Genomic DNA, 23,601 nt, shown 5'->3' on the forward strand with positions numbered 1-23,601 from the left:
TCCAAGATGGGGCAAGACGATGATAAATGTAGCGAATGTGAGAAAACTTAAGACGGTTCTAAAGAGCCTGCCATTGTGATTGGGACGGTTTGTAAGGGTTGCACATATTCCGCCTGATGGCGATCTCGAATCGCGATCACGCTGAAGATCACTAGGGTGCCTAATAAACTGGCCCCAATGGCTTGATGGGCAACGGTTAAGCCGACAACTTGCAGGTGCAACCGTAAGGTTGATATGCCTACTAGAATTTGTAGGCTTAACAAGCCTAAAGCCAGTTTTCCCAATCCCCTTAAACGCGGGTGCAGGGCTGGAGTTCGCCAAGCTAAAAACACCAAGGCGAGAACTGCAAGGGTGGGAGGAACAACCCCAACAAAGTGGTTATACATAATCCGACAAAGCTGTGCCCCTGCCAGACATTGGTGAGCAGCCCAACGAGAAGCCACTAAGCCGCCGAGGATACTTTGGAAATAGATGAGCACTCCAGCGAGGGTGCTGAGCCAAGGAAGTCGAGCCACAACCCCCGTTCCCTGATAGGGCATTAAGCTACTGCCTAGCACTAACATGCTGCTAAAAAAGAGCAATCCGGTCGCTAGATGAGCGGTCACAATATCAAATCGCAAAAGTTGGGTGACCGTTAATCCGCCTAAGACGCCTTGGAAGATAATTAAGCCAAGACACAGGGTCGTAACGATGGGTACCCATTTGGGTAATTGCGATTTCCACCGCCAGGTCGCCCCCACTAACACCATCATCAAGAGACCGAGGGAAGAGGCAATGAGACGATGAAACCACTCTAGGAAAACCTGGAGATTCATCTGTTCCTTAGGAATCAGCTCCCCGTAGCATAGGGGCCAATCTGGGCAGGATAATCCTGCATTCATTACCCGTGTTGCACTGCCTAAGGCCATTAAAAAGAGTGTCAATAGGGCCATGGCGAAAAACGCATAGCTGAAGAGCTGACAAGGTGTTCTTTTCGCTGAATTGGCACCTGAGGAGTGGTTCTGTAGTATGTCGGCCATAGATTGTGTCAACAACGATAGGAAGGGGAGTGTAACCACATCAGTGGTTATTAACTTTTAATAGTTCGCTACTAGTAGAGATCTATCGAAGCTTGGTCAGAATAGATACACTGTAACCACTATTTTCCTGACGCTGGAATGGCCTGAAACATATTGCTACACAAGTGTCGCAGCTTGCTTAACACTATTGCGGATATTACCTTTTTTTAAGGGTTCTACTAAAAGGTAGATAGACATGGACTTTTGTAAGGAAACTTTAAGGTTCAGTTATCTCCAAATCTAGAATCAACTGCCAAGATAGAAGGGTCTGTTGTCTTGTCAGGATCCCAAAGAAAAGCCTAAGACTGCTGATCAGAGTTCCACCTTACCGAGGGAGCTGATCTACCGTAGTAGGTGATGTTGAAGGTCTTGAAATAGGTGTTTAAATCTTCTTATCGTTTGGCCTGATATCCGCTCTATCACTACAGGAAAATCACTGTGAAAGTTCCAACGGCGATTCTCACCTTAATTATTGGGATTTTAATTACCCTTGCGAGTCTTTGGGTCAGTCAAAACAATGATTTATTACTGCCCATCGCTGCAGCATCTGAAGCAGCAGAAATCGATCGATTATTCGCATCGATGATGGCCATTGCTACCGGCCTATTTCTGATTGTTCAAGGGGCGTTGCTATATTCCTTATTTGCGTTTCGCCGTAAGTCAGATGATCAGACGGATGCTGAACCCGTGCATGGCAATGTGCCTTTAGAAATTGTCTGGACTGCCATTCCTGCAATGCTAGTGCTGTGGTTGGGAATCTACAGTTTCGATGTCTATCAGAGCATTGATAGTGTCGGTACGATGGGATCTCATAATATGGCCCATCAACATGGCGATATGGAACGGGTGGCTGATGCAGATGCCGCAACTATGGTCACCGATCAAGGTCAGATGTATTCGGATGCGCTTAGCCAAGCAGTGGCGACTGAAACCGTTGAGCCTTTGCAAGTTAATGTAGATGGCTTGCAATATGCTTGGCTATTTACCTATCCCGATACGGGCATCATCTCCGGCGAACTCCATCTCCCCGTCAATCGACCGGTAACCCTCAACATCACGGCGAGGGATGTGATTCATGCGTTTTGGGTGCCTGAGTTTCGCCTGAAGCAAGATGCGGTCCCTGGGCAGGTCACTCATTTGAATTTTCAGCCTACGGAAGAAGGGGTTTATCCCGTGATTTGTGCAGAGCTATGTGGGGCATATCATGGCGCGATGAAAACCCGCTCCATTGTTCATTCAGGCCCTGAGTACCAAGCTTGGGTAGATAGTCAGCTCGTGGCGAATACGTCGAAGGAGACGGTAGCTCAATCTATAACTGTGTCTCCCTTAGAACACCATGCTGCGGCGATGGGTCTGCCTCATCACCTGCATAAACCCCATCAGTCGGATTTAGCTCAGGTTGACCACGCCCCTTCAGCCTCCTGACAACAAGATTTATTTTGACGACAAGACAACGATTTCTGTGATCACCCCGGGATAAAGGATTGATTTATGACGGAAGCGCAAGCACCCCATCTAGAAGAAGTAGAGGTGACGCCTTGGCGCGAATACTTCAGCTTCAGTACTGACCACAAGGTGATTGGCATTCAATATCTGGTCACGAGCTTTGTGTTCTATCTGATTGGTGGACTTCTGGCGGAATTGGTACGGACCGAGTTGGCAACGCCGGCTTCAGATTTTGTGCAGCGGGAAACCTACAACGAACTGTTCACGATGCACGCCACAATCATGATCTTTTTGTGGATCATCCCCACCCTGACGGGCGGCTTTGGCAATTTTTTGGTGCCGCTGATGATTGGGGCTAGGGATATGGCCTTCCCGAAACTGAATGCGATCGCATTTTGGATCATCCCACCCACTAGCATTCTCTTGTTGTGCAGCTTCTTTGTTGGGCCCGCTGCTGCAGGCTGGACCTCCTATCCGCCTTTGAGCTTAATGACCAACAAAGCGGGAGAAGCTATCTGGATTCTGGGCGTTATTCTTCTGGGAACGTCATCGATTATGGCGGGGCTGAACTTTCTGGTCACCATCCTTAAAATGCGCATTCCCAGCATGACCTTGAATGATATGCCTCTGTTTTGCTGGGCTATGTTAGCGACCTCGGCCCTCCAGCTGGTGGCAACCCCTGTTTTGAGTGGCGCCATGGTGTTGTTAGGCTTTGACTTATTGGTTGGCACCAACTTCTTTAACCCAGCAGGGGGTGGCGACCCAATTGTCTACCAGCATATGTTCTGGTTCTATTCCCACCCGGCGGTTTACATTATGATTTTGCCAGCCTTTGGCTTAATCTCGGAAATTCTGCCGGTCCATGCCCGCAAACCGATTTTTGGCTATCAAGCGATTGCCTATTCCAGTATTGCCATTAGCTTTTTGGGGTTGATTGTCTGGGCTCACCATATGTTTACCAGTGGCACCCCCGACTGGCTACGGATGTTCTTTATGATTGCCACGATGGTGATCGCCGTGCCCACGGGCATTAAGGTGTTTAGCTGGGTAGCAACGGTGTGGGGCGGCAAGCTGAACTTATGCAGCGCCATGCTGTTTGGGATGGCCTTTGTCTCCATGTTTGTGGTCGGTGGCCTCAGCGGGGTGATGGTGGCCTCGGTACCCTTTGATATCCATGTGCACGATACCTATTTTGTTGTTGCTCACCTGCATTACGTCTTATTTGGCGGCAGCGTATTTGGCATCTATGCCGGACTCTATCACTGGTTTCCCAAAATGACCGGGCGGATGCTGAATGAATTCTGGGGCAAGGTGCATTTTGCCATGACCTTTGTCGGCTTCAATATTTGCTTTTTGCCCATGCATGTCTTGGGACTACAAGGGATGAATCGTCGAATTGCCGAATATGATCCAAAGTTTGCAGCTTTGAATGTCGTGTGTACGATTGGGTCCTATATTTTGGCGACCTCGACAATTCCTTTTGTAGTTAATGCGGTGTGGAGTTGGTTGGCAGGCCCCAGAGCCAACAGTAATCCTTGGAAAGGACTGACTTTAGAGTGGACAGTTCCTTCCCCTCCACCCGTAGAAAACTTTGAGGAAGATCCCGTCCTAGCGATTGGTCCCTATGATTATGGGACGCCCAAGGCCCTCGATTTTGTGGCGGCCACCCTAGCACCTGCCCCAGCCCTAGCAGCTGACAGCTTAGAGTAAGCCCCTCCACCACCTGAACACGTTAGCAACATTGGATACCTATGCAAGGTTCAACAGCCGATCAAAATCAAGCCGACATCGCCTATGCCGCCACAGTGGAAACCGCTGAGCACCATAGTGAGCATCCCGATTTACGACTGTTCGGTTTTATTGTGTTCCTCGTCTCAGAAAGCATGTTATTCCTGGGACTTTTTGTGGCCTATTTTGCCTTTCGGGTGGTGACCCCTGAGTGGCCACCAGAGGGCACTGAAGAGCTAGAATTGATGCTCCCTGGCATCAACACCATTATTTTGATTTCCAGTAGTTTTGTGATTCACAAGGCTGACACTGCCATTAAGCAGAGTGGTGATGTTAAAGCCGCCCGATTGTGGTTTGCGATTACCATTGCCATGGGCGCGACCTTCTTAGCAGGGCAGGTCTATGAGTACAACCATCTGGGATTTGGTTTAACCACCAATCTCTTTGCCAGCACCTTCTATCTGTTAACTGGTTTTCACGGCTTGCATGTGTTTGTTGGCTTGCTGTTAATGTCAACTGTGCTGTGGCGCTCACGAGTTCCCGGTCACTATTCTGAAACCAGCCACTTTGGCATTGAAGCTACCGAAGTCTACTGGCACTTTGTGGATGTTATTTGGATTGTTCTATTCCTGATTTTGTATCTTCTCTAGAATCTGTGGCAAATTTACCTCCTTGGCTGATTCTGGACCCCCTTTTGCAGACCTGGTTAGCTGAAGATATTGGCCGAGGCGATCGCACCACCCAAGCCCTTTGGCCTGACGGTTCAGAAGCCGATTGGGGACAAGCAGAACTCCGATTGAAGCAGCCGGGGGTTGTTGCTGGTTTACCTCTATTTCAGCGCGTATTTCATCTCCTGAGTCCCCAGGTGGAGATCAAGCCTGGCGTTAAGGAAGGGGAGGCCAACCCCTCTGGAACTGTCATTGCTCAGCTCCAAGGGCCTATGGCTGCCTTACTCATGGGAGAGCGTGTCGCCCTTAACCTGATCATGCCGTTAAGTGGCATCGCCTCCCTCACGCGTACCTATGCCGAGAAAATTGCGGATCTGCCCACCCAGCTTGTTGATACCCGCAAGACGACCCCAGGTCTACGCATCTTAGAAAAATATGCCACCCAGGTCGGAGGGGCCGTCAATCATCGTATGGGCCTGGATGATGCGGTGATGATAAAGGACAACCATATTGTTGCTGCTGGGGGCATCGGTGAGGCGATTCGTCGCGTGCGTCAGCACATTCCGTTTCCCCTGGCTATTGAAGTGGAAACAGAGAGTCTGGAGCAGGTTCAGGAGGCCGTGGACCATCAGGCCGATATCATTATGCTCGACAATATGGCGGTGGAGCAGATGCAATCTGCCGTCAAACTCATTCGAGTCCAGGGGGCTCCCACAGTCAAAATTGAAGCGTCGGGAAATATCAATTTGCAAACCATTAGGGCTGTTGCTGAAACAGGCGTGGACTATATCTCTACGAGCGCCACGATTACCCAAGCGAGTTGGTTGGATCTAAGCCTTAATTTTAGGGACTAATTCCAGGCTTTCCCAGGGTTGAGTGACCCGTTAGGAAACAAAACTTAAAGATTGTGCTTTCCCAACCCTAAATATCTGACATGAGTAGTCTTAGAAAGGTTTTCAGAGGTTTTATTCTTGCTATCTGGGCCAGAGGTTTGTTATCTGAACCCTGCTCGGTGGGTATGCAAGAATCAACAAGCAGTGCGACCCGCCACGTTTTGCGGTTAACTTAGAATATCTTGATTACTGGACGATTTTTATTGTCTTACATGCAGGTCATCCCCCATGTCTGACCTTCCGTTTACGCTGGATCAACTCCGCATTCTCAAAGCGATTGCTGCGGAGGGGAGTTTTAAGCGTGCCGCTGATAGCCTATATGTTTCTCAACCTGCCGTTAGCCTTCAAGTCCAAAACTTAGAGCGCCAGCTAGCCGTCCCCTTGTTTGACCGCGGCGGTCGCCGAGCCCAGTTGACCGAAGCAGGCCATCTTCTCCTGGACTACGGGGATAAAATTTTGGCCCTCTGTCAGGAAACCTGCCGTGCCATCGAAGATTTGCAAAACTTGCAGGGTGGAACCTTGGTCATTGGAGCGAGTCAAACCACGGGCACCTATCTTATGCCTCGGTTGATCGGCTTGTTCCGTCAGGCATACCCTGACGTGGCAGTCCAGCTACATGTCCATTCCACCCGTCGCACCTGCTGGAGTATTGTCAATGGCCAAGTTGATTTAGCGATTATCGGTGGGGAAGTCCCCCTAGAATTGCAAGAATCCTTAGAAAGGACAGCCTATGCCGAAGACGAGCTTGCGCTAATTTTGCCAGAGTCTCACCCCCTCGCAGAGTCATCAGTTATTCAACGAGAAGATCTTTACAAGCTGAGCTTTATCACGTTGGATGCTCAATCCACCATTCGCAAAGTGATCGATCAAATCTTGACGCGGGGTAACATTGATCCGCGTTTGTTAAAAATTGAAATGGAGCTTAATTCCATCGAGGCAATCAAAAATGCCGTCCAATCAGGCTTAGGAGCCGCCTTTGTTTCTACATCCGCGATTGAGAAAGAACTGGAGCTGGGGAGTCTAAAGCGGGTAAAAATTGAGAACGTTGCTATAAAGAGGATATTATCTCTGATTATCAATCCCAATCGATATCGCTCCAAAGCGGCAGAAATTTTTATCTCAGAGATTTTGCCTAAGTTTAGTACCCTATCCTCAGACCTAAAAAGGATTGCCAACTCATCTGACGATGCTGAACTCGTTACCTCTGCCACTAACTAGTTTTTGCGAGTAGCTGCAACTCTTCAATGGAGATTTACTGTACCCGCCCGAATTGTCAGCGTCCGAATAACTATTTCGCTGACCTGGATGATCCTCAAACCCTCAAAACCGTACAGCAAAAGTTTTGCTTAAGCTGTGGTATGCCGTTGATCCTGATCGGTCGGTATTTGCCATCTCGGCTGCTGGCCAAAGGTGGATTTGGCGCTGCGTATCTAGCTTGTGATCGCTATACGCCGGGCCTACGAGAATGTGTGGTGAAGCAATTTCAACCCACAGGATTAGGGCCGAACCAGATGCAAATGGCCCAAAGCTTATTTCAGCGAGAAGCCGAAGTTCTAGAAAAGTTGGGTCGGCATCCGCAAATTCCAGATCTATTTGCGTTCTTTGAGTTACCGGTCTCTGGAAGGGGATCACAGCCTGCTGAAGATTTCTTCTATCTAGTCCAAGAATTTATCAACGGCAAAACATTAGAGGAAGAGTTAGAGGACAAAACTCAGTTCCAGGAAAAAGAAATCCTGGAACTGCTGCAAGAGCTTTTGCCGGTACTCCAGTTTGTCCATGAGAATGGCTCAATTCATCGGGATATCAAGCCGTCGAATATCATGCGCCATACCCATACCAATATGACCCAAACGGGCAATGGCTTGCTGTATCTGCTGGATTTTGGGGCTGTGAAGCAGGTGGCGAATGTGGCCGCGCCGACCCCTAGTAAAGCCACCAGCATCTACACCCCTTTTTATGCGCCACCAGAGCAAACCCATGGCAATCAGGTATTTCCTTCCTCTGATTTATATGCCTTGGCCGTCACCTGTATTGTCCTGTTAACGGGGAAAGCCCCCAACGACTTATTCGATACATCCCACAATCAGTGGAAATGGCGACCCTATGTTCAAGTCAGTGATCGTCTGGCTCTGATTTTGGATCGAATTTTAGAGACGTCACCCCAAAAACGATTTCAGTCTGCTGCTGAAATTCTGGCTGCATTGGGGCAACCCCACTCTAGTCTGGGTCAACCTCTCAACTACAGTCAGCCTGTCCCCCAATCTCCCCCGGCTCCTGCCGCTCCAGCTTCCACGCCTGCACCCTCACCCCCTTCACCTGCAGCGCCGACTCCTCAGGCCGTCAGTCCTGCCGCTCCAGCCCCAGTTCGGGTAAAAACGCCACCGTCTTTTTCCATCGTTCGCCTGTTAGGAGGAGCAGCCTTTACGGGATTTGAAGGCGGCTTGCTGGCGGTGGCCCTGACGAGCTTCTTGGGCACAACCCTAGTCAGCGGTGGCTTTTGGCTAGGTCTAGTGGCGGTTTTGGTCTACTGTCAGTTGCAACAATGGATTGAACGGGTTGATCTGGTGATCATTGCCGGACTGACCTTACTGATTATCTTCTTTGTGCCGGCGCTGCAGGGGGGTAATCCGATTCAATCTATTCTGTTGCTGGGCGTGGTATCTGGTTTGGTATTGATGACCCTGAGTCTCGTGTTTCGACTGATTTATGGTGTGTTATCTCAGTTTCTTTGATTATTTAGCTCCATGATTGATCCTCTCCCCCCTGGTTCGTCCCCTTGGCTAGTCGCCGAACAATTCAAATCTGCCGGGACCATTGTTGATGTCCAAGAATTTGGTCAAGGCAATATTAACAGTACGTTTCTGGTCACCTTAGATACAGCAACGGACCAACGGTTTATTCTGCAGCGCATTAATACCCAGGTATTTCAGCAGCCTCAATTGGTGATGCGGAATATTCGCACCTATTCAGAGCATGTCTGTCAGCGACTGCAAGCGGATGGATGCCAACGTCGTTGGGAAGTGCCCCAAGTCCTGCTAACCTCCGACCGTCAAGATCATTGGGTCAGTCCCAATGGGGACTTTTGGCGGGCCATGAGCTTTGTGGAAACGGCCCAAGCCCTTCAGGAAATCACGACTCCCGATCAGGCGGAAGAGGTGGGCTATGCCTTAGGGATGTTTCACCATCTAATTAGCGATCTACCAGCGGAGCATCTGGCGGATACCCTAGAGGGATTTCATATTACCCCTCAATATTTACAGCAGTTTGAGCAGGTGCAGGATACCCGGGTTGAGTTGACGCCTGAAGTGGAGTATTGCCTGCAATTTGTGTGCGATCGCAAACAAGATACCAATATTCTCGAAGCGGCAAAAGCAGAGGGCAAACTCCGTCTTCGCCTGATGCATGGCGATCCTAAGATCAACAACATCTTGATGGATACAGATACTCAGCAGGCGGTGAGTGTCATCGATCTTGATACGGTCAAACCAGGACTCATTCACTACGATATTGGCGATTGTCTGCGGTCGGGCTGTAACCCCTTGGGGGAAGAAACGGAACAGTGGGAAATGGTCCACTTTGACCTCAAGATGTGCCAGCGAATCTTACAAGGCTATTTGGCGGTAGCCCAGTCCTTTCTCACAGCAGATGATTATGACTACCTCTATGATGCGATTCGTCTGATTGCCTTTGAACTGGGGCTACGCTTTTTTACGGATTACCTGGCGGGCAATGTCTATTTCAAAGTCGACCATCCAGACCATAATCTCAACCGTGCCTTAGTCCAGTTCAAGTTAACTGAGAGTATCGAAGCCCAATCCGACGCGATTCAAGCCCTGATCCAATCTTTGCGATGACTGCCTTTTCCCTCCAGCCTTTTGGCGACCCCCACCCCGATATCACGATTACTGGTACCTTAGAGCGCGAGGGGAATCAACTTGCGATCGCATACACAGTTTCTGGCCATTTAGATCAGGTGATGATTCCCTCGCCGTCATTACCGACTCGCCAATTTGATCTATGGGAAGCGACCTGTCTGGAATTTTTTCTAGGGCAGCCTCACCAACCTCATTATTGGGAGTTTAATCTCTCCCCTGCGGGACATTGGAATGTCTTTCACCTGGAGGCTTACCGCCAAGGCTTACAGGAGGTTGAGGGGATCACAGAACTGCCGTTCCATGTCCATCACCAGCAGACAGCCCTCACATTATCCTTAACCTTTGATCTCAACCAGATCATGGGGGCTTCCCCACCCTTAGACATGGGATTTTGTGCCGTCATCCAATCGCCTGAGCAGTCCCTGAGCTACTGGGCGCTATGTCATCCGGGATCTGAGGCTGATTTCCATCGACGGGATAGTTTTATCCTGGGACTCTAACTGGTGTAGAACGCAGGTGGTGACGATTTTGCCTTGCGTAGAGTATTGATATCTACAGAGGATTTTCTCCTTTTAGGTAGTAAGGACCCAAACTTACGAGTTTTTACGGTGGCATCAGACTGCATTGCGCTTTTACCTTAAGACTAAAGCCAATAATGGCCGTCCATTCGCCGTTCTTCTTCTAAAATAGACATTATGAATGTACAAGCTCCAGCACTGCCAACAGTGGTTACCCAAGATTGTCATGTGTTGATGATTGAAGAAGAAGAAGGGATTCGCTGTGTATTGTTAGAGTCCCCCACTTATTCTCTAGGACGAGATAAAAAAAATTCCATCGTGTTGCCTGCGTCCAAAGCAGTATCCCGTTTTCATGCCATGCTCTTGCGCATCCCCGGGGCCAATAGCTCTGGTTATAGCTACCGAATTGTCGATGGAGATGCAACGGGTAAGCTGAGCACCAATGGTGTCGTCGTTAATGGTGAGCGGACAACCTCCCATACTTTGATCGAGGGGGATGCTGTCATGTTAGGGAATGTTAAAGCGTCCTATCGCTTGCTGACCTTGTCTTCATCAGGGCTGAACCAGGTAAGTGTCGAAGGCATCGATATTCGTAGTACCCTTCCCCATACTTTCAATCCTCACGCTACTTTGACCAAGGAACATATTGCTCAATCTGGCATGAATAATACAATGCCTCCGACTGAAGAAGATTTACCCCCCACCATGTTTTTCAAGAAAGCGCCCAAGAAAACTGCGCCTTAATAGCACCATTATCGATGGCCGGAGGGGCTATGACCCTTGGCAGACAGATAACTGTTCCTGGGGATGATGGTCTAAATAGTCAGCTAGCCAATCGCAACCTCGCTGAAGTAAGGCATCTAAATGGGCTTGAGGGGTCTCAGACAGCTGCCAAGTCTGAATAGATCCGTCATTGGCAACGGAGGTCAACTGCTGGCCCTGGGGGTCAAAGCTAAGATCTTGGATGACTGTAGCGTGACCATCAAATTCCATTTGGAGGTTGCCTTGTAAGTCCCAGATTTGGATATTGCCATCAGTTGAGCCAGTGGCGATGCGTTGGCCATTGGGACTAAACCGTAAGCGATACACGGAACTGGGGTAATTGCGAAAAGCAGAAATCTGTTGGCCCTGAAGCGTCCACAGACGAATTTGGCCATCTTCTGATGCAGTCGCCAGGGTCTGACCATCAGGACTAAAGCGACCGTCATACACCGCCCCTTGGTGATCCGGCAGTTGAGCCATCAAATTCCCGGTTAGGGTCGATAATCGAGCCGTACCATCCTCAGATGTGGTCATGAGAAGCTGCCCGTCGGGACTAAAGCGAACGGTATAAACCGCCCCAGTATGGCCTTTTAGTAAAGCTTGCTGCTCTCCCTTGTAATTCCATAGTTTGACGGTTTCATCCCGGGAGGCGGTTGCAATCAGATTCTTCTGAGGGTTGAGTTGGATGTTGTAGATGGTATCTTTGTGGGCTGGGAACGTTTGGAGGCTCTGGTCTTTTTGGTAGAGGTGAACGGTACCTTGCTTGGTGGCTGCGACCAGGAGCTGTTGGTGTGCCTGGAAGCTTAGACTCGTAACGGCCTTGACTTGGCTGTTTAGGCGTTTGAAGGTGGATTGAGTAGGGTTCCCGATGGACAAAGAACCTTTTTCCCAAGCGGTGATCAGATCCGGGCTGTCTATACTAAAACTCAGACTGGAGATTCTACCCTGAAGTTGCCGCTGTTGTTGGGCCAGCCAAGCAGACCGAACCTGCCAGATATGAGCACTATCTTCGTCATTGGAGGTGGTCGCGAGAAGGTTACCTTGGGGACTAAACTGAGCGCTATAGACCGCGCCTTGGTGCCCCCTTAAAACCTGTAACGCCTGTCCTGACTGATCCCATAATCGAATGGTTTTATCACCGGAGGCAGAGGCTAGCCACTGCCCCGTTGCACTAAAGCTGACGTCATAGACCGCTCCCTGGTGGCCTCTAAAGATTTTTATAGGGTTGCCTTGGATGCTCCACAATCGTACCGTTTGATCTGCCCCCGCCGTGACGAGTTGCTGACCATCGGGGCTAAAGCTGACATCATAGATTGCACCTTGATGCCCTTTTAGCACCAAGAGCTGCTTACCCGTAGGGGTCCAGATACGAAGGGTCCCATCTCGAGAGGTGGTGGCAATCTTCTGGCTGTCGGGACTAATACTAATGGCATAGATCGAGTCTTGGTGCTGTTGAAATTGCACCCGTTGATTCCCTTGGCGATCGAAGACAATAGCGGTGCCATCCTTCGAGGCTGAGGCGATATAATTGCCGTCTCCGCTCCAGCTCAAGTCATAGATATCGCCTTGATGTCCCTGCAAGATCCGTACCGTTTGCCCCGACCGAGTCCACAGGCGAATGGTTCGATCCTGAGAGGCGGTGGCAAGGCGCTGGCCATCAGGACTAAAGGCAATATTGTAGACATCACCTTGGTGCCCCGTGAGAATTGTTTGGGTTTGGCCCTGTAGGTTCCATAGTCGGGCCGTACCATCCCGGGAGGCGGTGGCCATTGACTGGCCATCGGGACTAAAGCTGATGCTATTGACCGTAGCAGCATGACCTTCTAACCGATTCCGCTCCCAAATATGCTGCAAAATCTCCTGTAAGGCGATGAGGGGCGTGGTGGTGGGATAGTTCTGTAAAGACTGATGTTGACTCACCAGAGGCCGGAGATTTTGCCCTGCTTCCAGGGCTGTGAGCAGGGCCGAAACCTGGTCAAAGTCAAATTGCTGGAGTGCACTTTTACCAGCCCATTCAATGGACTGGGTTTGGGCGATTTGCTGCTGCTGCAAGGCATGGTTGACCCAAATAGACGTCGAAATGGCTCCGATTAAGGACAAAGTCAGAATGCCAGTCCCTAGTCTTAGTTTCCTTTTGGCATCCGCATAGGCAGCAGCTAGAGTCTGTTTGGCTTGTTTTTCGGCATCAAGTTGGGTACTCAGACGCTCTAGGTCTCTCGCTTTCCGCTCATTATCAATGGCGATTTGCTTATCTAGCGCCTGACTCGCTGCTAGGAATTGGTAATCCTGGTTGCTGAGCTGCTGCTCTTGGGACCAGTCCAAGGCATCTTGTAAGGCCTGACCCCGTAGAAGGCGTGAGGTATCTTGGCGGTCTGATCGTTCCCAGGCCTGCATCATTTCTGCATAAGGGCGAAGGGCGGCCAGTTCCTGTTCTATCCAGGCGGGGGTAAAGATATGACGATAGATGCGGTTATAGACGGTGAGTTGCCCCTGACGATTGACCACTAACCCTGATAGCTGGAGTTCACTGTGGGCTGTACTGCCATCGGCAGTTACGGAGTCTTGGTCTAGGATCTGACGATACAGCCCTAGGAGCTGTCCCGTGCGGGCTGGATGATGCTGGAGCCGATCTCGAATCGTGCGTAAATGGACGGGCTCGTCTTGGGTAGACCAATGATCGATAATGTGCGATCGCACCAATGCTGCAATGCTAGCTTCTTCTTGCCCTGCAGAGATGTTAGTCTGCTGCTGGATCACCAATTGACATAACTTTTGCGATAAAAAAGGTTGTCCTCCTGTCCAGGCCACTATGGCTTGTAAGACCGCTGCGGGATTGGACGCATAAGGCTGCAATCCCTTCTGGAGCGGTCTCGCTTCTTCAGGGGTGAAGCCAGCCAGTTCAATGGCATGGCCGATATTGAACAGGGTTTGGGTTTTATCCTGAATCAGATCAGAAGGGGTGGCAACCCCAAACAAGGCAAAGGTTAATCGGTCATAAACGGTATTCTCGGCCCGTTGATTGTAAAACCAGCGGATTAAAGCAAAAAAATCATCGACGGAAAACGGAAGACTGAGAATTTTATCGATTTCGTCAATAAAGATAAAAATTTTACGGTCAGGAATATATTGATACAACACCTCATCGATAAAGTGCTGCAGCTGCTGTACAGGGGATAAATAAGCTTGGGCTTGTAGCCATTGCTTAAGGTTAAGTTGGTCCGTCAGAGCTAACCCTTGCCAGAGTTGAACCATCAAACTGGCATACCACTGTTGTTCCTGCACTTGGCTGCCTGGCAAAGTCATATCCATGGAGACACAGGAGTGTTGCCGATCTGCTAGATGATGCATGGCCCGGACTTTCAGGCTTGACTTTCCCATTTGTCGACTGTTGAAGACATAGCAGAAATCTCCCTGATTGAGGGCTGCTAACAGGTCATGATCAGCTTGGCGGGTGACGTAAGAAGGGTGGTCGTAGCCTAAACTACCGCCCACTTTATAGGCTGTCGAATTCATGATTATTCAACGGCATATTGGCAAAGTACTGACGATAGAGGTCACAACTGGGCTGGACATAATCTCCCGAGAGACTGACTAACCCCATACTTTCGAGTTGATAGGCCTGAATCGGTTCCAACCGGACTTGAGGAGATTCGGTCACTACTCGATACATGGCGGTGGCCAACTGAGGTTGTCCCTGTAAGGTATTCCACAGTCCCCGTAGATGGGTGCTGTAAATACTACTTTGAGTAGGCGCTTGTTGTAGGAGGTGATCAAGCTGAAGCTGCTGGCGGCGCAGGGCATCAAAGGTGAGGTGGACCAGGTAAGGGTGACCACCGATCAGGGTTTTCAAGGCTTGAAAGACTTCAGAAGATTGAACCGCTAGCTCGCTATCTAGATGATAGAGACGGGCTAAATCCTGCATTTGTTCAGGGGTAAAGCCCAAGAGTTTAATCGGCCACCCCACATTAAAGGGGGATTGATGCGCATCTAGCTCAATGTAAATTTCAGTGGAATGAGCAATCACCAAGCGAATTTTCTGCCAAATGGTTTGAGTATTGGCCTCTTCATTCCAAGAGCGCAGCATGGGTAAAAAGTCTTGAGCAATATGAGGATACTCAAACAGTCGATCGACGTTGTCTAAGGCCAAGACCAGGGCAAGATCAACGTTGGGTAACAAATAGGTTTGAAAGTACGTTTTGCAGCTCATTAAGCTGCCATATATGTCTTCAGCCCAATACTGATCAAGTTTGGGGGGCAATCCTAATTCACGACAAATATTGGCACAAAACCATTGTAGGAATTTATCTAAAGTCGTAAAAATAGACGTCTCAGCTTCGCGAAAATTCAGATAAATGGGCTGATATTCTAAAGTCTGGGCCTGGAATAAGAGCTGGCGCAGCAACGAAGTTTTACCCATTTGGGCAGGGGCCTTAATCCGAACTAGGGCTCCCGATTGCTGAATGGCTTGAGTACAGTCAGCTTCCGTGGGAGGTCTATCAATATAAAACGGAGAGTTTGCGGATAAGGGGGTTCGATAATTCAAGATGGGTAAATCTTGAGGCAAGACCGCTGCTCGCATTTGCAGCCATTTGGGATACTGTATATCCTGTAACCAGTCCCGCAAAATATTGAATTTCCCCGGCCCTTTACTCAGTAAATCGAGTTCAGCACAGCCATGATCTGTGTGACTAGCAAAAGCAGAATAAACCGTCGTCATTTGCTTTTTATAGGATTCATGACTGGCTGCTTGCGCCAGGGGCCAAACCTCTTTATCAGGTTTGCGCCAATGCTCATAAGCGAAACGAGTCAGAAAAATACTTTTGACTTTGCCCGTTAAGTTTACTTCTTGAGCAATATGCTTCAAAAAATCATCCCATTGGTGAGGTTTCATCTAATTTAATGACCCACTCAAGTCACAGTAGAGAATCCTTTGGGAAGGGTTTTCATCTCTGGTTTTTATCAATTGCTTGGAAGGTCTTGAATTCCACTTGTTTCTACTTTTTTCCACTTCCAGGTTAACGAGTTTCTATTTATTTATGCTTCGGTTGTGGCTGCCATTAGACTGACATGCCCTAGGCTTTGAGACTAATCTAACACTTGAGAGTAACCGATAAAGCTGAGTAATAAAGCAATGGCTAAATCCGCCGTGATGTTGGCTGCTGCCCTAATGGGTGCGACGGCATTTATTTCCCCCGTTCAAGCAGTAATCCTAAGCCAAGAGAACATCCAACAAGTCCAAGAAGAGCAAGCCTCTTCACTCATTGCCCGCAAAGATCGATTTCGACGTCAAAAGCGCTACTGTTGGCGTCGATATGGTCGTCTCTATTGCCGTGATAGATACGAGTCTAATCGCGATTATCGTTGGCGTCGGCAACGTTGGGAAGATCGTCGTAAATGGGAAAAAGAGCGAGAACGTCGTTGGGAAGAACGCCGCCGTCGATTAGAGAGACGTCGCCGTTGGGAAAATCGTCGTCGTCGTAGAGAGGAAGATTATTGGCGCTCTCGTCGTCGCGACCGGGACTACGAAAATGAGAATTGGCGCAAAGGAGATCGCCGAGGTGATTTCCAAGACAAGCTTGATCGCTGGCTGAATCGTGGCAGAGATGATGATGATTAAGCCTTATCTCTTGAAAGTATCCTAGTACCCCAATAAACCCGTGTAAATATTGCTCAGTGGTTAGATTTCCTATAACCGCTGAGCGTTTTTTCATCGGCATTCTTAGGGAATGAATCCGATTACCATTCAGTGTCTGAGTCTAAACATATGTCTGTGTCTTTGACCGAAGCGTTCGCCCAAGACCCTGATTGGTCCATTATTTCCGTAGCAGATCGCCCCCGAGTGCAAGAACTTGTCACTCTCATCTGCACGCAAGTGGATCTCCCCCGCAACCAAAAAGGAGAGGAATACTATGGGTGGCTAATTGAATTGAACAGGATGATTAACTAAAGACTGGAGGATTCATTGGTGCAGAAGATTCGTTGGTGCACTAATTAGTCGCAGGGAGGATACTTACAGTCAGGATTCGTTTGCTGTGGGGGAGTTTCAATCTCTGAATGGACGTTGCTTCTGTAAGCAGAGACACTGAAACTGCTCATCAAGACTAGGCTAAACGATATCAATAGAGTCTTGAAATTCATAGCAATAATGATGAGGTTAGGGGGACAGCCTGAATATTAAAGAAAATGTAGAGTTGAAAGGGGTAATAGATGTCAGTATTAAGCCAATTATTCCCTTTTACTTTTTATTATCAAACATCTCTATTGTATGGTTTTTATTTTTCTGTCGCAATAGAGCCTAGAGGTTATAGATTGAGCTAATTTTATTCTACTTCTACGAAATACTGAGTAGGCACGCGATCGGTGAGCCAAACACCATTTTCAGAACGATAAAAAAGATAGCCGTCACCCTGCATTTTTTGGGCATTAATTTCCAACACTGTGGGTTTGCCATGCCGTCTGCCCACTGCGATCGCAGTTTCGTATGACGCTGAAAGATGAACATGTTGGCGTCCCGAAGGGAGTAGGCCCTTCTCCATGATAGACGCTAAAAACCGTGTGGCTGTTCCATGAAATAAAACAGTAGGGGGATTCAAAGGCAATAAATCCAAGTCAACCCTAATGGAATGTCCTTGGCTAGCTCGAATATATTGGCCATCTTCACTTATTTTAAACCGCTGCTTATCATTAGAAATAACTACTTTTTTGATAATTTCTTCAGATAAGAAATGGTCATGCTTGCTAGCACATTGAATTAATTCAGAAATAGCTGCCCAGCCACCTGCATTCAGTTCTAAACCAATCGCTTCTGGTCGATGGCGGAGAATGTAACTGAGAAACTTACTAACAGCTTTTAACTGTTGATCCATATTTTAAGAATTTAATTTAGAATATTTTTGTTGGCTATAGGTGTCCTGCCTGAATAATTTCAGAGGGAAACGTTCTATTCACTTGATTGTAGTGATAGGGGCTGAATTAATGCGCCTCTTGGATGAGTTGAAAGCCTTGTAAACTCGGGCCTACTTGCTCTGCAAAAATCACGGGCACCAAGGAATGGGCAACCTCAATCTCTTGAAGATGGCGAATGGTCCAGGCATTACAATCAGACCAAATCACATAATACTCACGACCTGGGTAAAACTGCCCCTTAAAATTAGGAACTGGCGGATAGGGCATACTCCGTTCCCCCGCTTGACGCTGGAAGCTTTGCTCTAGCGTTGTGATCAAATCATAAAGTTGTCGGGCAGAGATTTGTCGGTAATACAATTGCCGTGCATAGTTTTGGGCTTCAAGCAATGTGTCACGGCCTCTCAAGTACATGACGGAATCTGTTGGAATAATCCCAGCAGCAAGCGTCGTCAGGAACGAGGTATCAGACATCATAAAAAACTGCTTATCTCCCCAACCATACTCAACATACCGAGTGTTTGGTGAGTTGGGTGGCCCTAGTTTCCAGCCTTGGGGTTGTTCAATGAGAATAGCGGTGTGAAATCCCCAATTAACAACATAAAGGTCGTATTGGGGCTGTTTTAACTGGTTGATATTAGGGAGTTCAACGTCCGGGATAGGGGGGGTTCGAATGGCCATATATAAAGCAGGCATGCCCCACAAGCCACCATTCAGCAATAAAATAATACCCAAGCAGCGACGCCGTCGTTTGAGGAAGCCCCGAAACTGTCGAATTTTTGTCCGCCAGAGTGGATGGGTGTGCATGAGTAATTAAAAAGGGATTAACGTAAAAATTGAATTGCAATCCCCTTGGTCCCAAGATAGGATGCCAAAGTTGCAGACAATATCAAAAAGTTAGGATTACCATGACCAAAGCCATAATGGAAACAGACAAAGGTACGATTAATCTTGATTTATTTGATCAGGACGCCCCTAACACCGTCAAAAATTTCGTTGACTTAGCCAATAAAGGGTTTTATGACGGCTTATCTTTTCATCGTGTCATTCCTAATTTTATGATCCAAGGGGGTTGCCCAAAGGGAACAGGAACGGGTGGCCCTGGTTATACCATTAAGTGTGAAATTAATAACAACAAACACCAAGCTGGTACCCTATCCATGGCCCATGCGGGTCGGGATACAGGCGGTAGCCAGTTCTTTATTTGCCATGCCCCTCAACCTCATTTGGATGGCGTGCATACTACTTTCGGGCAAACCCAAGATATGGATGTAGTGAATGCCATTCGCCAAGGGGACAAAATCCTATCGGTAAAAGTCTCTGCTGAATAAGCCGAAAGGCGTGGATTCTGCTAATTGTTAATGACTGCACCTGGTGCAATCTGCTCTAAAGTCAAGTTAGGGCACTCCACGCCCGACGCTTTTTGTAAGGCTTGGTAACTTACCTTAATGCCAGCCTTCTTCATTTTTGAATAGTTACTAATCAACAGCAAACATGTTTCCAGTTTGATGCGAGTTAACTGGGAACGGGCATGCCGTTTACAAGCTTCCATACCTGCTGATTGAGTATAAGTAAAAGAGCCGCCAATTGAGCCATCATCAAAAGGGCCAATCCCAGTCCCAAAGACTGACACTGCTAAACCACTTGTCGTACAGTCACTTAGACTCTTGCCAACAATTGCTTTACCAAGGGGGCGCTGTCTCGGTCGTGAATTGGTCAAGACACCCCCTTGAATCAGCTCTAGCTCTGGACTAGCATCTGTCGCAGCTGTATTGCCAGCATCAATCGAATTTGTTGTTTGCGCGATGCTTTGCAGCGGGATGACCACCATCTGTGCAGCGATCAGAAGCATCACTATTCCCTGCCTCGGACCAGAGGCCATTCGTCTTAAAAGTGATGCTGGAACTTGCACTGATTTGAAAAAAATAAGGTTAAAAGCTGTAGCCTGTCGTGGAGTTATTGATAATTAAGACTTCGTTAAAGTCATATTCTTCACGAAATTCAACTTCTACTTCTCGCGTTATGTCAATATTCTCTACGGCAATACTTGTTGCAGTGCTGCCATAGTTATAAGTCGTTTGTGTCGTCCTCCCCCCTTCCGTATTCGAGGTTTGGGAAGAGCCGCTCTGGCTATCAGTGGTTAGAGAGACAGAATTCTGATGAGATTGGACGGAGTCATGAATATTGCGTTCAATAACGGTATGTCCAGTTGGTGACACCACAAACGTTGTCACAGTGGTTGCTGTAGCATTCTGGGCCACAGATGGCTTCGCCACAACTCCAGCGAAAACCAGCAATCCAGTGGTCAATAAGTACTTCACGATTTCAAAATTATCAATTCGTCCAACAAAATCTCTCTAAGTCACACAGATAATTGCTTAGATAGTTCTGAAACATCAGCTCAAACTCCATAACAACAAAACATAAAATTTGTTGTTTATATTCCTTTTTTGACATGACGCCAAACAGTCAATTTTTGACATGACGCCAAACAGTCAATGGGCTCACATTTTTACATACAAAATTCAGCAACAATCGCTAGCTTGTTACATCATCAATGAGAGTATTGATAATTGCAAAATCACCGCTGCTATCTTTAATATGCAGGTGCTGGTTGCGAGGAAGCCACTGGAGTTGATGGAATTGAGTGATGAGGTTTTTGTTGATGTTGAGGTATATTTCGCTGCTGAACCTGATGGCGATTCGGCGTAATCTGTTGCTGCTGGCGCTGTAACTGGTTCTGTTGACTCACAACAGGTTGGGATTGGTTTTGATGCGGAGGAACAGCATTACGACCTAGGGGACCATTTGCTGGAGCCACTGCACTTTGAACAACTACAGGTGGACAATCAACACCACCAATAGCTTTTAATGCTTGGTAACTGACTTTGACGCCAGCTTTGACCATCTTGGAATAATTGCTAATGAGCAACAAGCAGTTTTCCAGTTTTGATTTGGAAAGTTGAGTTTGAGCATATTCGTTACAGGTTGCCATCCCAAAAGAATGGGTATAGGTAAACGAACCGCCCAGCGTACCTGTGTCAAAAGGCCCAATCCCGTTTCCAAAGGCAGAAACAGCAATGCCATTACTCGTGCAATCTGCGACCCCTCGACCGACAATGCTGCGTCCTAATGGATGGGTATTGACTTGAGTATTGACTAATGAACCTTGCTGGTTCAAATCTACCGCCGGATTAGCTGTTGAAGTTGCATTATTAGGTGCATCGATATTGTTTGTGGTGGTTTGGGCAAGCGCAGAATGGGAAGAAATTGCGCACAAACTCACAACTGATGCACAAAGAATTAGACGAGTGTGCATGAGTGTTTTCTCCTGAATAATAGAGGGGCAACGATGTGTTGCCCCAAGAAACTAACTAAATTCAGTTAGAACGAGAAACCACTGGTGACTCTGTGATCCTTATCGAAGCCAGAGAAATCATAGCTTTCTGTAGTACTCACATTAACTGTTCTGGACAACCGGCCATCTTCTCGGGCAGAACTTTCTGTGACAATATCAAAGGATTCTGTTTCGTGGAACGTGCGCCCATCCTTGGCTTCAGTGACAGTTGTGGATCCCCACTCAGTCTTAACAGCGGAAGAATCAGCCCAAGTATTGGCATTATAAGTCTCATGGACATTCACATTCGTTGTGGAATGGCCGTTAAAAGTACTTTTGAGTCTATAGCTATTTTCAACATAGGACTCACCTGCGGCAGCAGGTAATGCAGCAGCGCCAAGGGAGATTAGGACCGCAAGGGGTGCGATTTTTTGGAATTTCATGAGTAGTTACCGCTGAAAGTGTTTAGTAGCAATGGGCTTTGGTGATGAAAGCTCGCCCAAGAGATAAGTCCAAACAAACAGATTTTGCAATAGAGTTAGCATTAAAATCAACAAAAACTGCACTGAAATTTATCCAATGCCTTAAAGCACCAACTGTTCACTAAGAACATCCCCCTGTCGGTGCTTTTCTCACGTTTTTTGCTGTTAGATTAACTTGCCTAAACCACTGAGATTCGGCAGCTTGAATTTAATAACTAACGTTACAACACAACATGTCGTTCGTCTTTTGCGTTTCAAATTATCCCGTGGAACAAAACAGCTGAGTCACACATCTAATGAAGTACAACTTCAAACATCTGATTTGCTCTGAACAATAAATAATTTAATTCACAAGGAAACTGTAGTCTGGATTTTTTTACCCCTAGTAGTTTTTCACAAATTATTCACTCACCTAGAGAAAAAGTTAAGAGTTTTCATTTTTAAATAGAGAATATGAGAAAATAGTATTTCATTTTTTTATGTCCTAGCAGGCAAAAATAAAACTTCTTTATAAAGAAAGTTGAAGTTTGCAGCAGTTTTGATTAAAAATTTACTTCTTCTTCTTCTCAACGTTCTATCTTTACACTCTATTGGACCAAGAAGGGTGACTAGCGAAAGACAGACGTCACCGTTTTACTGCCTTTAGGCAGAAGCAATGGTTTGAAATAAGCCATTCCCCTTGTGTCACAAGAAGCTGAAAACCATCATTCAATTAGCTTTGAGATAATCTTTGTATAGACTGCCCACCTAAATGTGAGTGAGTTTGTGACAGGAGGGCAGGTATCTTGTCAGCATGAGGGCTCGTCCGTAAGCACTCACTCAAATCAAAATCAGACAGATGGGTGGCTTTTTGGCCGGGAAACCAGTGACTGGCTTGTCCTAAAAGGTTGTAGCGCATCTTGGCATATTCCTGCATGTCAAAGGCTAGGGCTAAATTTCGTAACCACAGAATGGTAGGGATATTGATATTGCCGGGAGTTTGTTCATGGGTTGGCAGGCCTTGATGCCAAGTGTTGACCCAGTCTTCGCCTAGGGTTGAGATCGCTGCTGTTTGCAGTCGCTCCAGAATGGGTGGAAGCAACGTTTCTGCTTGATCGATTAACTCCAATGTGTTCAGGTGCTCATCAAAATCACTGGGTCGAGCTGCCCCTAAGCTGAGGGTATGGACTTGGGGATGACTTAAGCAGAATAAATCGTTGAAAACCATGGGGCTGAGGGGTTGGCACAGTTCCACTAACTTTGGAGAAGGTTTATACAACATGCCCCCCTTATCCGAAGGACTGATAATAAATACCCCGACATCATGGTGGGTTGCAGCTTCAATCGCAGGCCAATTGAACTGGTTGATGTAATACCAATGCAAATTGACGTAATCGAACTGATCCGTCTGAATGGTTTCCACAATTAAATCAGTTGGGCCATGGGTGGAGAAACCCACAAACTTTACTTTGCCTTGATCCTGCAGTTGGCGAGCAATATCGAGACATCCACCTGGGCGAAGGGTAAATTCCAGTAGGTCGGGGGTATTAATGCCATGAATCCCTAGTAAATCGACATAATCGAGGTTGAGGTTGTGCAGCGACTGCTCAAACGTCTTGCGAAATTCCTTGGCATTTTCTTTGGGAGCGACCTTGGTTTGAATGATTAATTGATGGCGAGGAAACGTCGGTAAAATTCGGCCTAGCTGAAGTTCTGAAGTACCGTAGCCTCTGGCTGTTTCAATATGGTTAATCCCTAGCTCAATCGATCGACGAATCGTGGCGTCCAGATTGTCTTGGTTTGCCTTAGGAACTTTCCAGCCAGGTTCATCCTTCCAAGAATGCTGATATCGCATGCCGCCGCATGAAAAGACGGGTATTTGCAGTTCTGTCCTACCAAATCGACGATACTGCATAGATACCTGGCCTCCGTTGACTAAATCTTGATGGGTG

At 47.6% G+C, this 23,601-nt stretch carries 22 protein-coding genes; 12 read left to right on the forward strand and 10 right to left on the reverse strand.

The genetic code is table 11. The annotated features are described in order from the left end of the window. Positions 1 to 47 precede the first annotated feature (47 nt). Positions 48 to 932 (reverse strand): heme A synthase, encoded by an 885-nt coding sequence (locus ON05_RS08195; protein WP_010469821.1) that lies wholly within the window; start codon positions 930 to 932, stop codon positions 48 to 50. Positions 933 to 1,496: 564 nt separating this feature from the next. Between ON05_RS08195 and ON05_RS08200 the strand changes: the two genes are divergently transcribed. The 9 genes from ON05_RS08200 to ON05_RS08240 all read left to right on the forward strand — a co-directional run bounded on the left by ON05_RS08200 (position 1,497) and on the right by ON05_RS08240 (position 10,930). After that, positions 1,497 to 2,483, forward strand: coding sequence for a cytochrome c oxidase subunit II (locus tag ON05_RS08200; protein WP_010469822.1), 987 nt, complete (start codon positions 1,497 to 1,499; stop codon positions 2,481 to 2,483). Between the two features lie 66 nt (positions 2,484 to 2,549). Next, positions 2,550 to 4,214: a cytochrome c oxidase subunit I gene (gene ctaD / locus ON05_RS08205; protein ID WP_010469823.1), complete on the forward strand. Its 1,665-nt coding sequence runs from the start codon at positions 2,550 to 2,552 to the stop codon at positions 4,212 to 4,214. A 41-nt stretch (positions 4,215 to 4,255) separates the two neighbouring features. Continuing rightward, positions 4,256 to 4,882 (forward strand): heme-copper oxidase subunit III, encoded by a 627-nt coding sequence (locus ON05_RS08210; RefSeq protein WP_010469824.1) that lies wholly within the window; start codon positions 4,256 to 4,258, stop codon positions 4,880 to 4,882. Positions 4,883 to 4,887: 5 nt separating this feature from the next. Then, on the forward strand, positions 4,888 to 5,754 hold the full coding sequence (nadC, locus tag ON05_RS08215) for a carboxylating nicotinate-nucleotide diphosphorylase (RefSeq protein ID WP_010469825.1): 867 nt from the start codon (positions 4,888 to 4,890) through the stop codon (positions 5,752 to 5,754). A 267-nt stretch (positions 5,755 to 6,021) separates the two neighbouring features. Beyond that, entirely contained in the window at positions 6,022 to 7,011 is a 990-nt protein-coding gene (locus tag ON05_RS08220) for a LysR family transcriptional regulator (RefSeq protein WP_010469826.1), read from the forward strand. A 26-nt stretch (positions 7,012 to 7,037) separates the two neighbouring features. Continuing rightward, complete coding sequence (locus ON05_RS08225) at positions 7,038 to 8,525, forward strand: serine/threonine-protein kinase (RefSeq protein WP_010469828.1); 1,488 nt, start codon at positions 7,038 to 7,040, stop codon at positions 8,523 to 8,525. Positions 8,526 to 8,537: 12 nt separating this feature from the next. Beyond that, the gene (locus tag ON05_RS08230; RefSeq protein WP_010469829.1) at positions 8,538 to 9,647 is read left to right on the forward strand and encodes a phosphotransferase enzyme family protein; all 1,110 of its coding nucleotides are present in this window, start codon (positions 8,538 to 8,540) and stop codon (positions 9,645 to 9,647) included. Continuing rightward, positions 9,644 to 10,168, forward strand: coding sequence for a DOMON-like domain-containing protein (locus ON05_RS08235; protein ID WP_010469832.1), 525 nt, complete (start codon positions 9,644 to 9,646; stop codon positions 10,166 to 10,168). Before ON05_RS08230 ends, ON05_RS08235 begins: the two co-directional genes overlap by 4 nt. Positions 10,169 to 10,363: 195 nt before the next feature. Next, on the forward strand, positions 10,364 to 10,930 hold the full coding sequence (locus tag ON05_RS08240; protein ID WP_010469833.1) for an FHA domain-containing protein: 567 nt from the start codon (positions 10,364 to 10,366) through the stop codon (positions 10,928 to 10,930). A gap of 27 nt (positions 10,931 to 10,957) precedes the next feature. Here ON05_RS08240 and ON05_RS08245 read toward each other — a convergent pair whose 3' ends face one another. Next, positions 10,958 to 14,461: an AAA-like domain-containing protein gene (locus ON05_RS08245; protein WP_010469835.1), complete on the reverse strand. Its 3,504-nt coding sequence runs from the start codon at positions 14,459 to 14,461 to the stop codon at positions 10,958 to 10,960. Then, the gene (locus tag ON05_RS08250; protein WP_010469837.1) at positions 14,442 to 15,839 is read right to left on the reverse strand and encodes an AAA-like domain-containing protein; all 1,398 of its coding nucleotides are present in this window, start codon (positions 15,837 to 15,839) and stop codon (positions 14,442 to 14,444) included. Before ON05_RS08250 ends, ON05_RS08245 begins: the two co-directional genes overlap by 20 nt. A gap of 240 nt (positions 15,840 to 16,079) precedes the next feature. Between ON05_RS08250 and ON05_RS08255 the strand changes: the two genes are divergently transcribed. Then, the gene (locus ON05_RS08255) at positions 16,080 to 16,565 is read left to right on the forward strand and encodes a hypothetical protein (RefSeq protein WP_010469838.1); all 486 of its coding nucleotides are present in this window, start codon (positions 16,080 to 16,082) and stop codon (positions 16,563 to 16,565) included. Positions 16,566 to 16,712: 147 nt separating this feature from the next. Next, positions 16,713 to 16,895 (forward strand): hypothetical protein, encoded by a 183-nt coding sequence (locus ON05_RS08260; protein WP_010469841.1) that lies wholly within the window; start codon positions 16,713 to 16,715, stop codon positions 16,893 to 16,895. A gap of 373 nt (positions 16,896 to 17,268) precedes the next feature. Here ON05_RS08260 and ON05_RS08265 read toward each other — a convergent pair whose 3' ends face one another. Together ON05_RS08265 and ON05_RS08270 are read right to left on the reverse strand one after the other, a co-directional pair. Beyond that, the gene (locus ON05_RS08265; protein ID WP_010469843.1) at positions 17,269 to 17,814 is read right to left on the reverse strand and encodes an RNA 2'-phosphotransferase; all 546 of its coding nucleotides are present in this window, start codon (positions 17,812 to 17,814) and stop codon (positions 17,269 to 17,271) included. A 106-nt stretch (positions 17,815 to 17,920) separates the two neighbouring features. Beyond that, entirely contained in the window at positions 17,921 to 18,658 is a 738-nt protein-coding gene (locus ON05_RS08270; RefSeq protein WP_010469845.1) for a DUF2459 domain-containing protein, read from the reverse strand. A gap of 101 nt (positions 18,659 to 18,759) precedes the next feature. On the opposite strand from ON05_RS08270, the gene ON05_RS08275 reads away from it, so the two are divergent. Beyond that, on the forward strand, positions 18,760 to 19,182 hold the full coding sequence (locus ON05_RS08275; protein WP_010469848.1) for a peptidylprolyl isomerase: 423 nt from the start codon (positions 18,760 to 18,762) through the stop codon (positions 19,180 to 19,182). A 20-nt stretch (positions 19,183 to 19,202) separates the two neighbouring features. Here ON05_RS08275 and ON05_RS08280 read toward each other — a convergent pair whose 3' ends face one another. From ON05_RS08280 to ON05_RS08300, 5 genes are all read right to left on the reverse strand, one after another. Continuing rightward, positions 19,203 to 19,703, reverse strand: coding sequence for a hypothetical protein (locus ON05_RS08280; RefSeq protein ID WP_010469850.1), 501 nt, complete (start codon positions 19,701 to 19,703; stop codon positions 19,203 to 19,205). A 79-nt stretch (positions 19,704 to 19,782) separates the two neighbouring features. After that, positions 19,783 to 20,127 (reverse strand): hypothetical protein, encoded by a 345-nt coding sequence (locus ON05_RS08285; protein ID WP_262561417.1) that lies wholly within the window; start codon positions 20,125 to 20,127, stop codon positions 19,783 to 19,785. Between the two features lie 320 nt (positions 20,128 to 20,447). Further along, complete coding sequence (locus tag ON05_RS08290) at positions 20,448 to 21,170, reverse strand: hypothetical protein (protein ID WP_010469853.1); 723 nt, start codon at positions 21,168 to 21,170, stop codon at positions 20,448 to 20,450. A gap of 65 nt (positions 21,171 to 21,235) precedes the next feature. Next, entirely contained in the window at positions 21,236 to 21,631 is a 396-nt protein-coding gene (locus tag ON05_RS08295; RefSeq protein WP_010469856.1) for a hypothetical protein, read from the reverse strand. Between the two features lie 751 nt (positions 21,632 to 22,382). After that, on the reverse strand, positions 22,383 to 23,564 hold the full coding sequence (locus ON05_RS08300; protein ID WP_010469858.1) for an aldo/keto reductase: 1,182 nt from the start codon (positions 23,562 to 23,564) through the stop codon (positions 22,383 to 22,385). Positions 23,565 to 23,601 lie beyond the last annotated feature (37 nt).

It is taken from the genome of Acaryochloris sp. CCMEE 5410, assembly GCF_000238775.2.
Taxonomy (GTDB): Bacteria; Cyanobacteriota; Cyanobacteriia; order Thermosynechococcales; family Thermosynechococcaceae; genus Acaryochloris.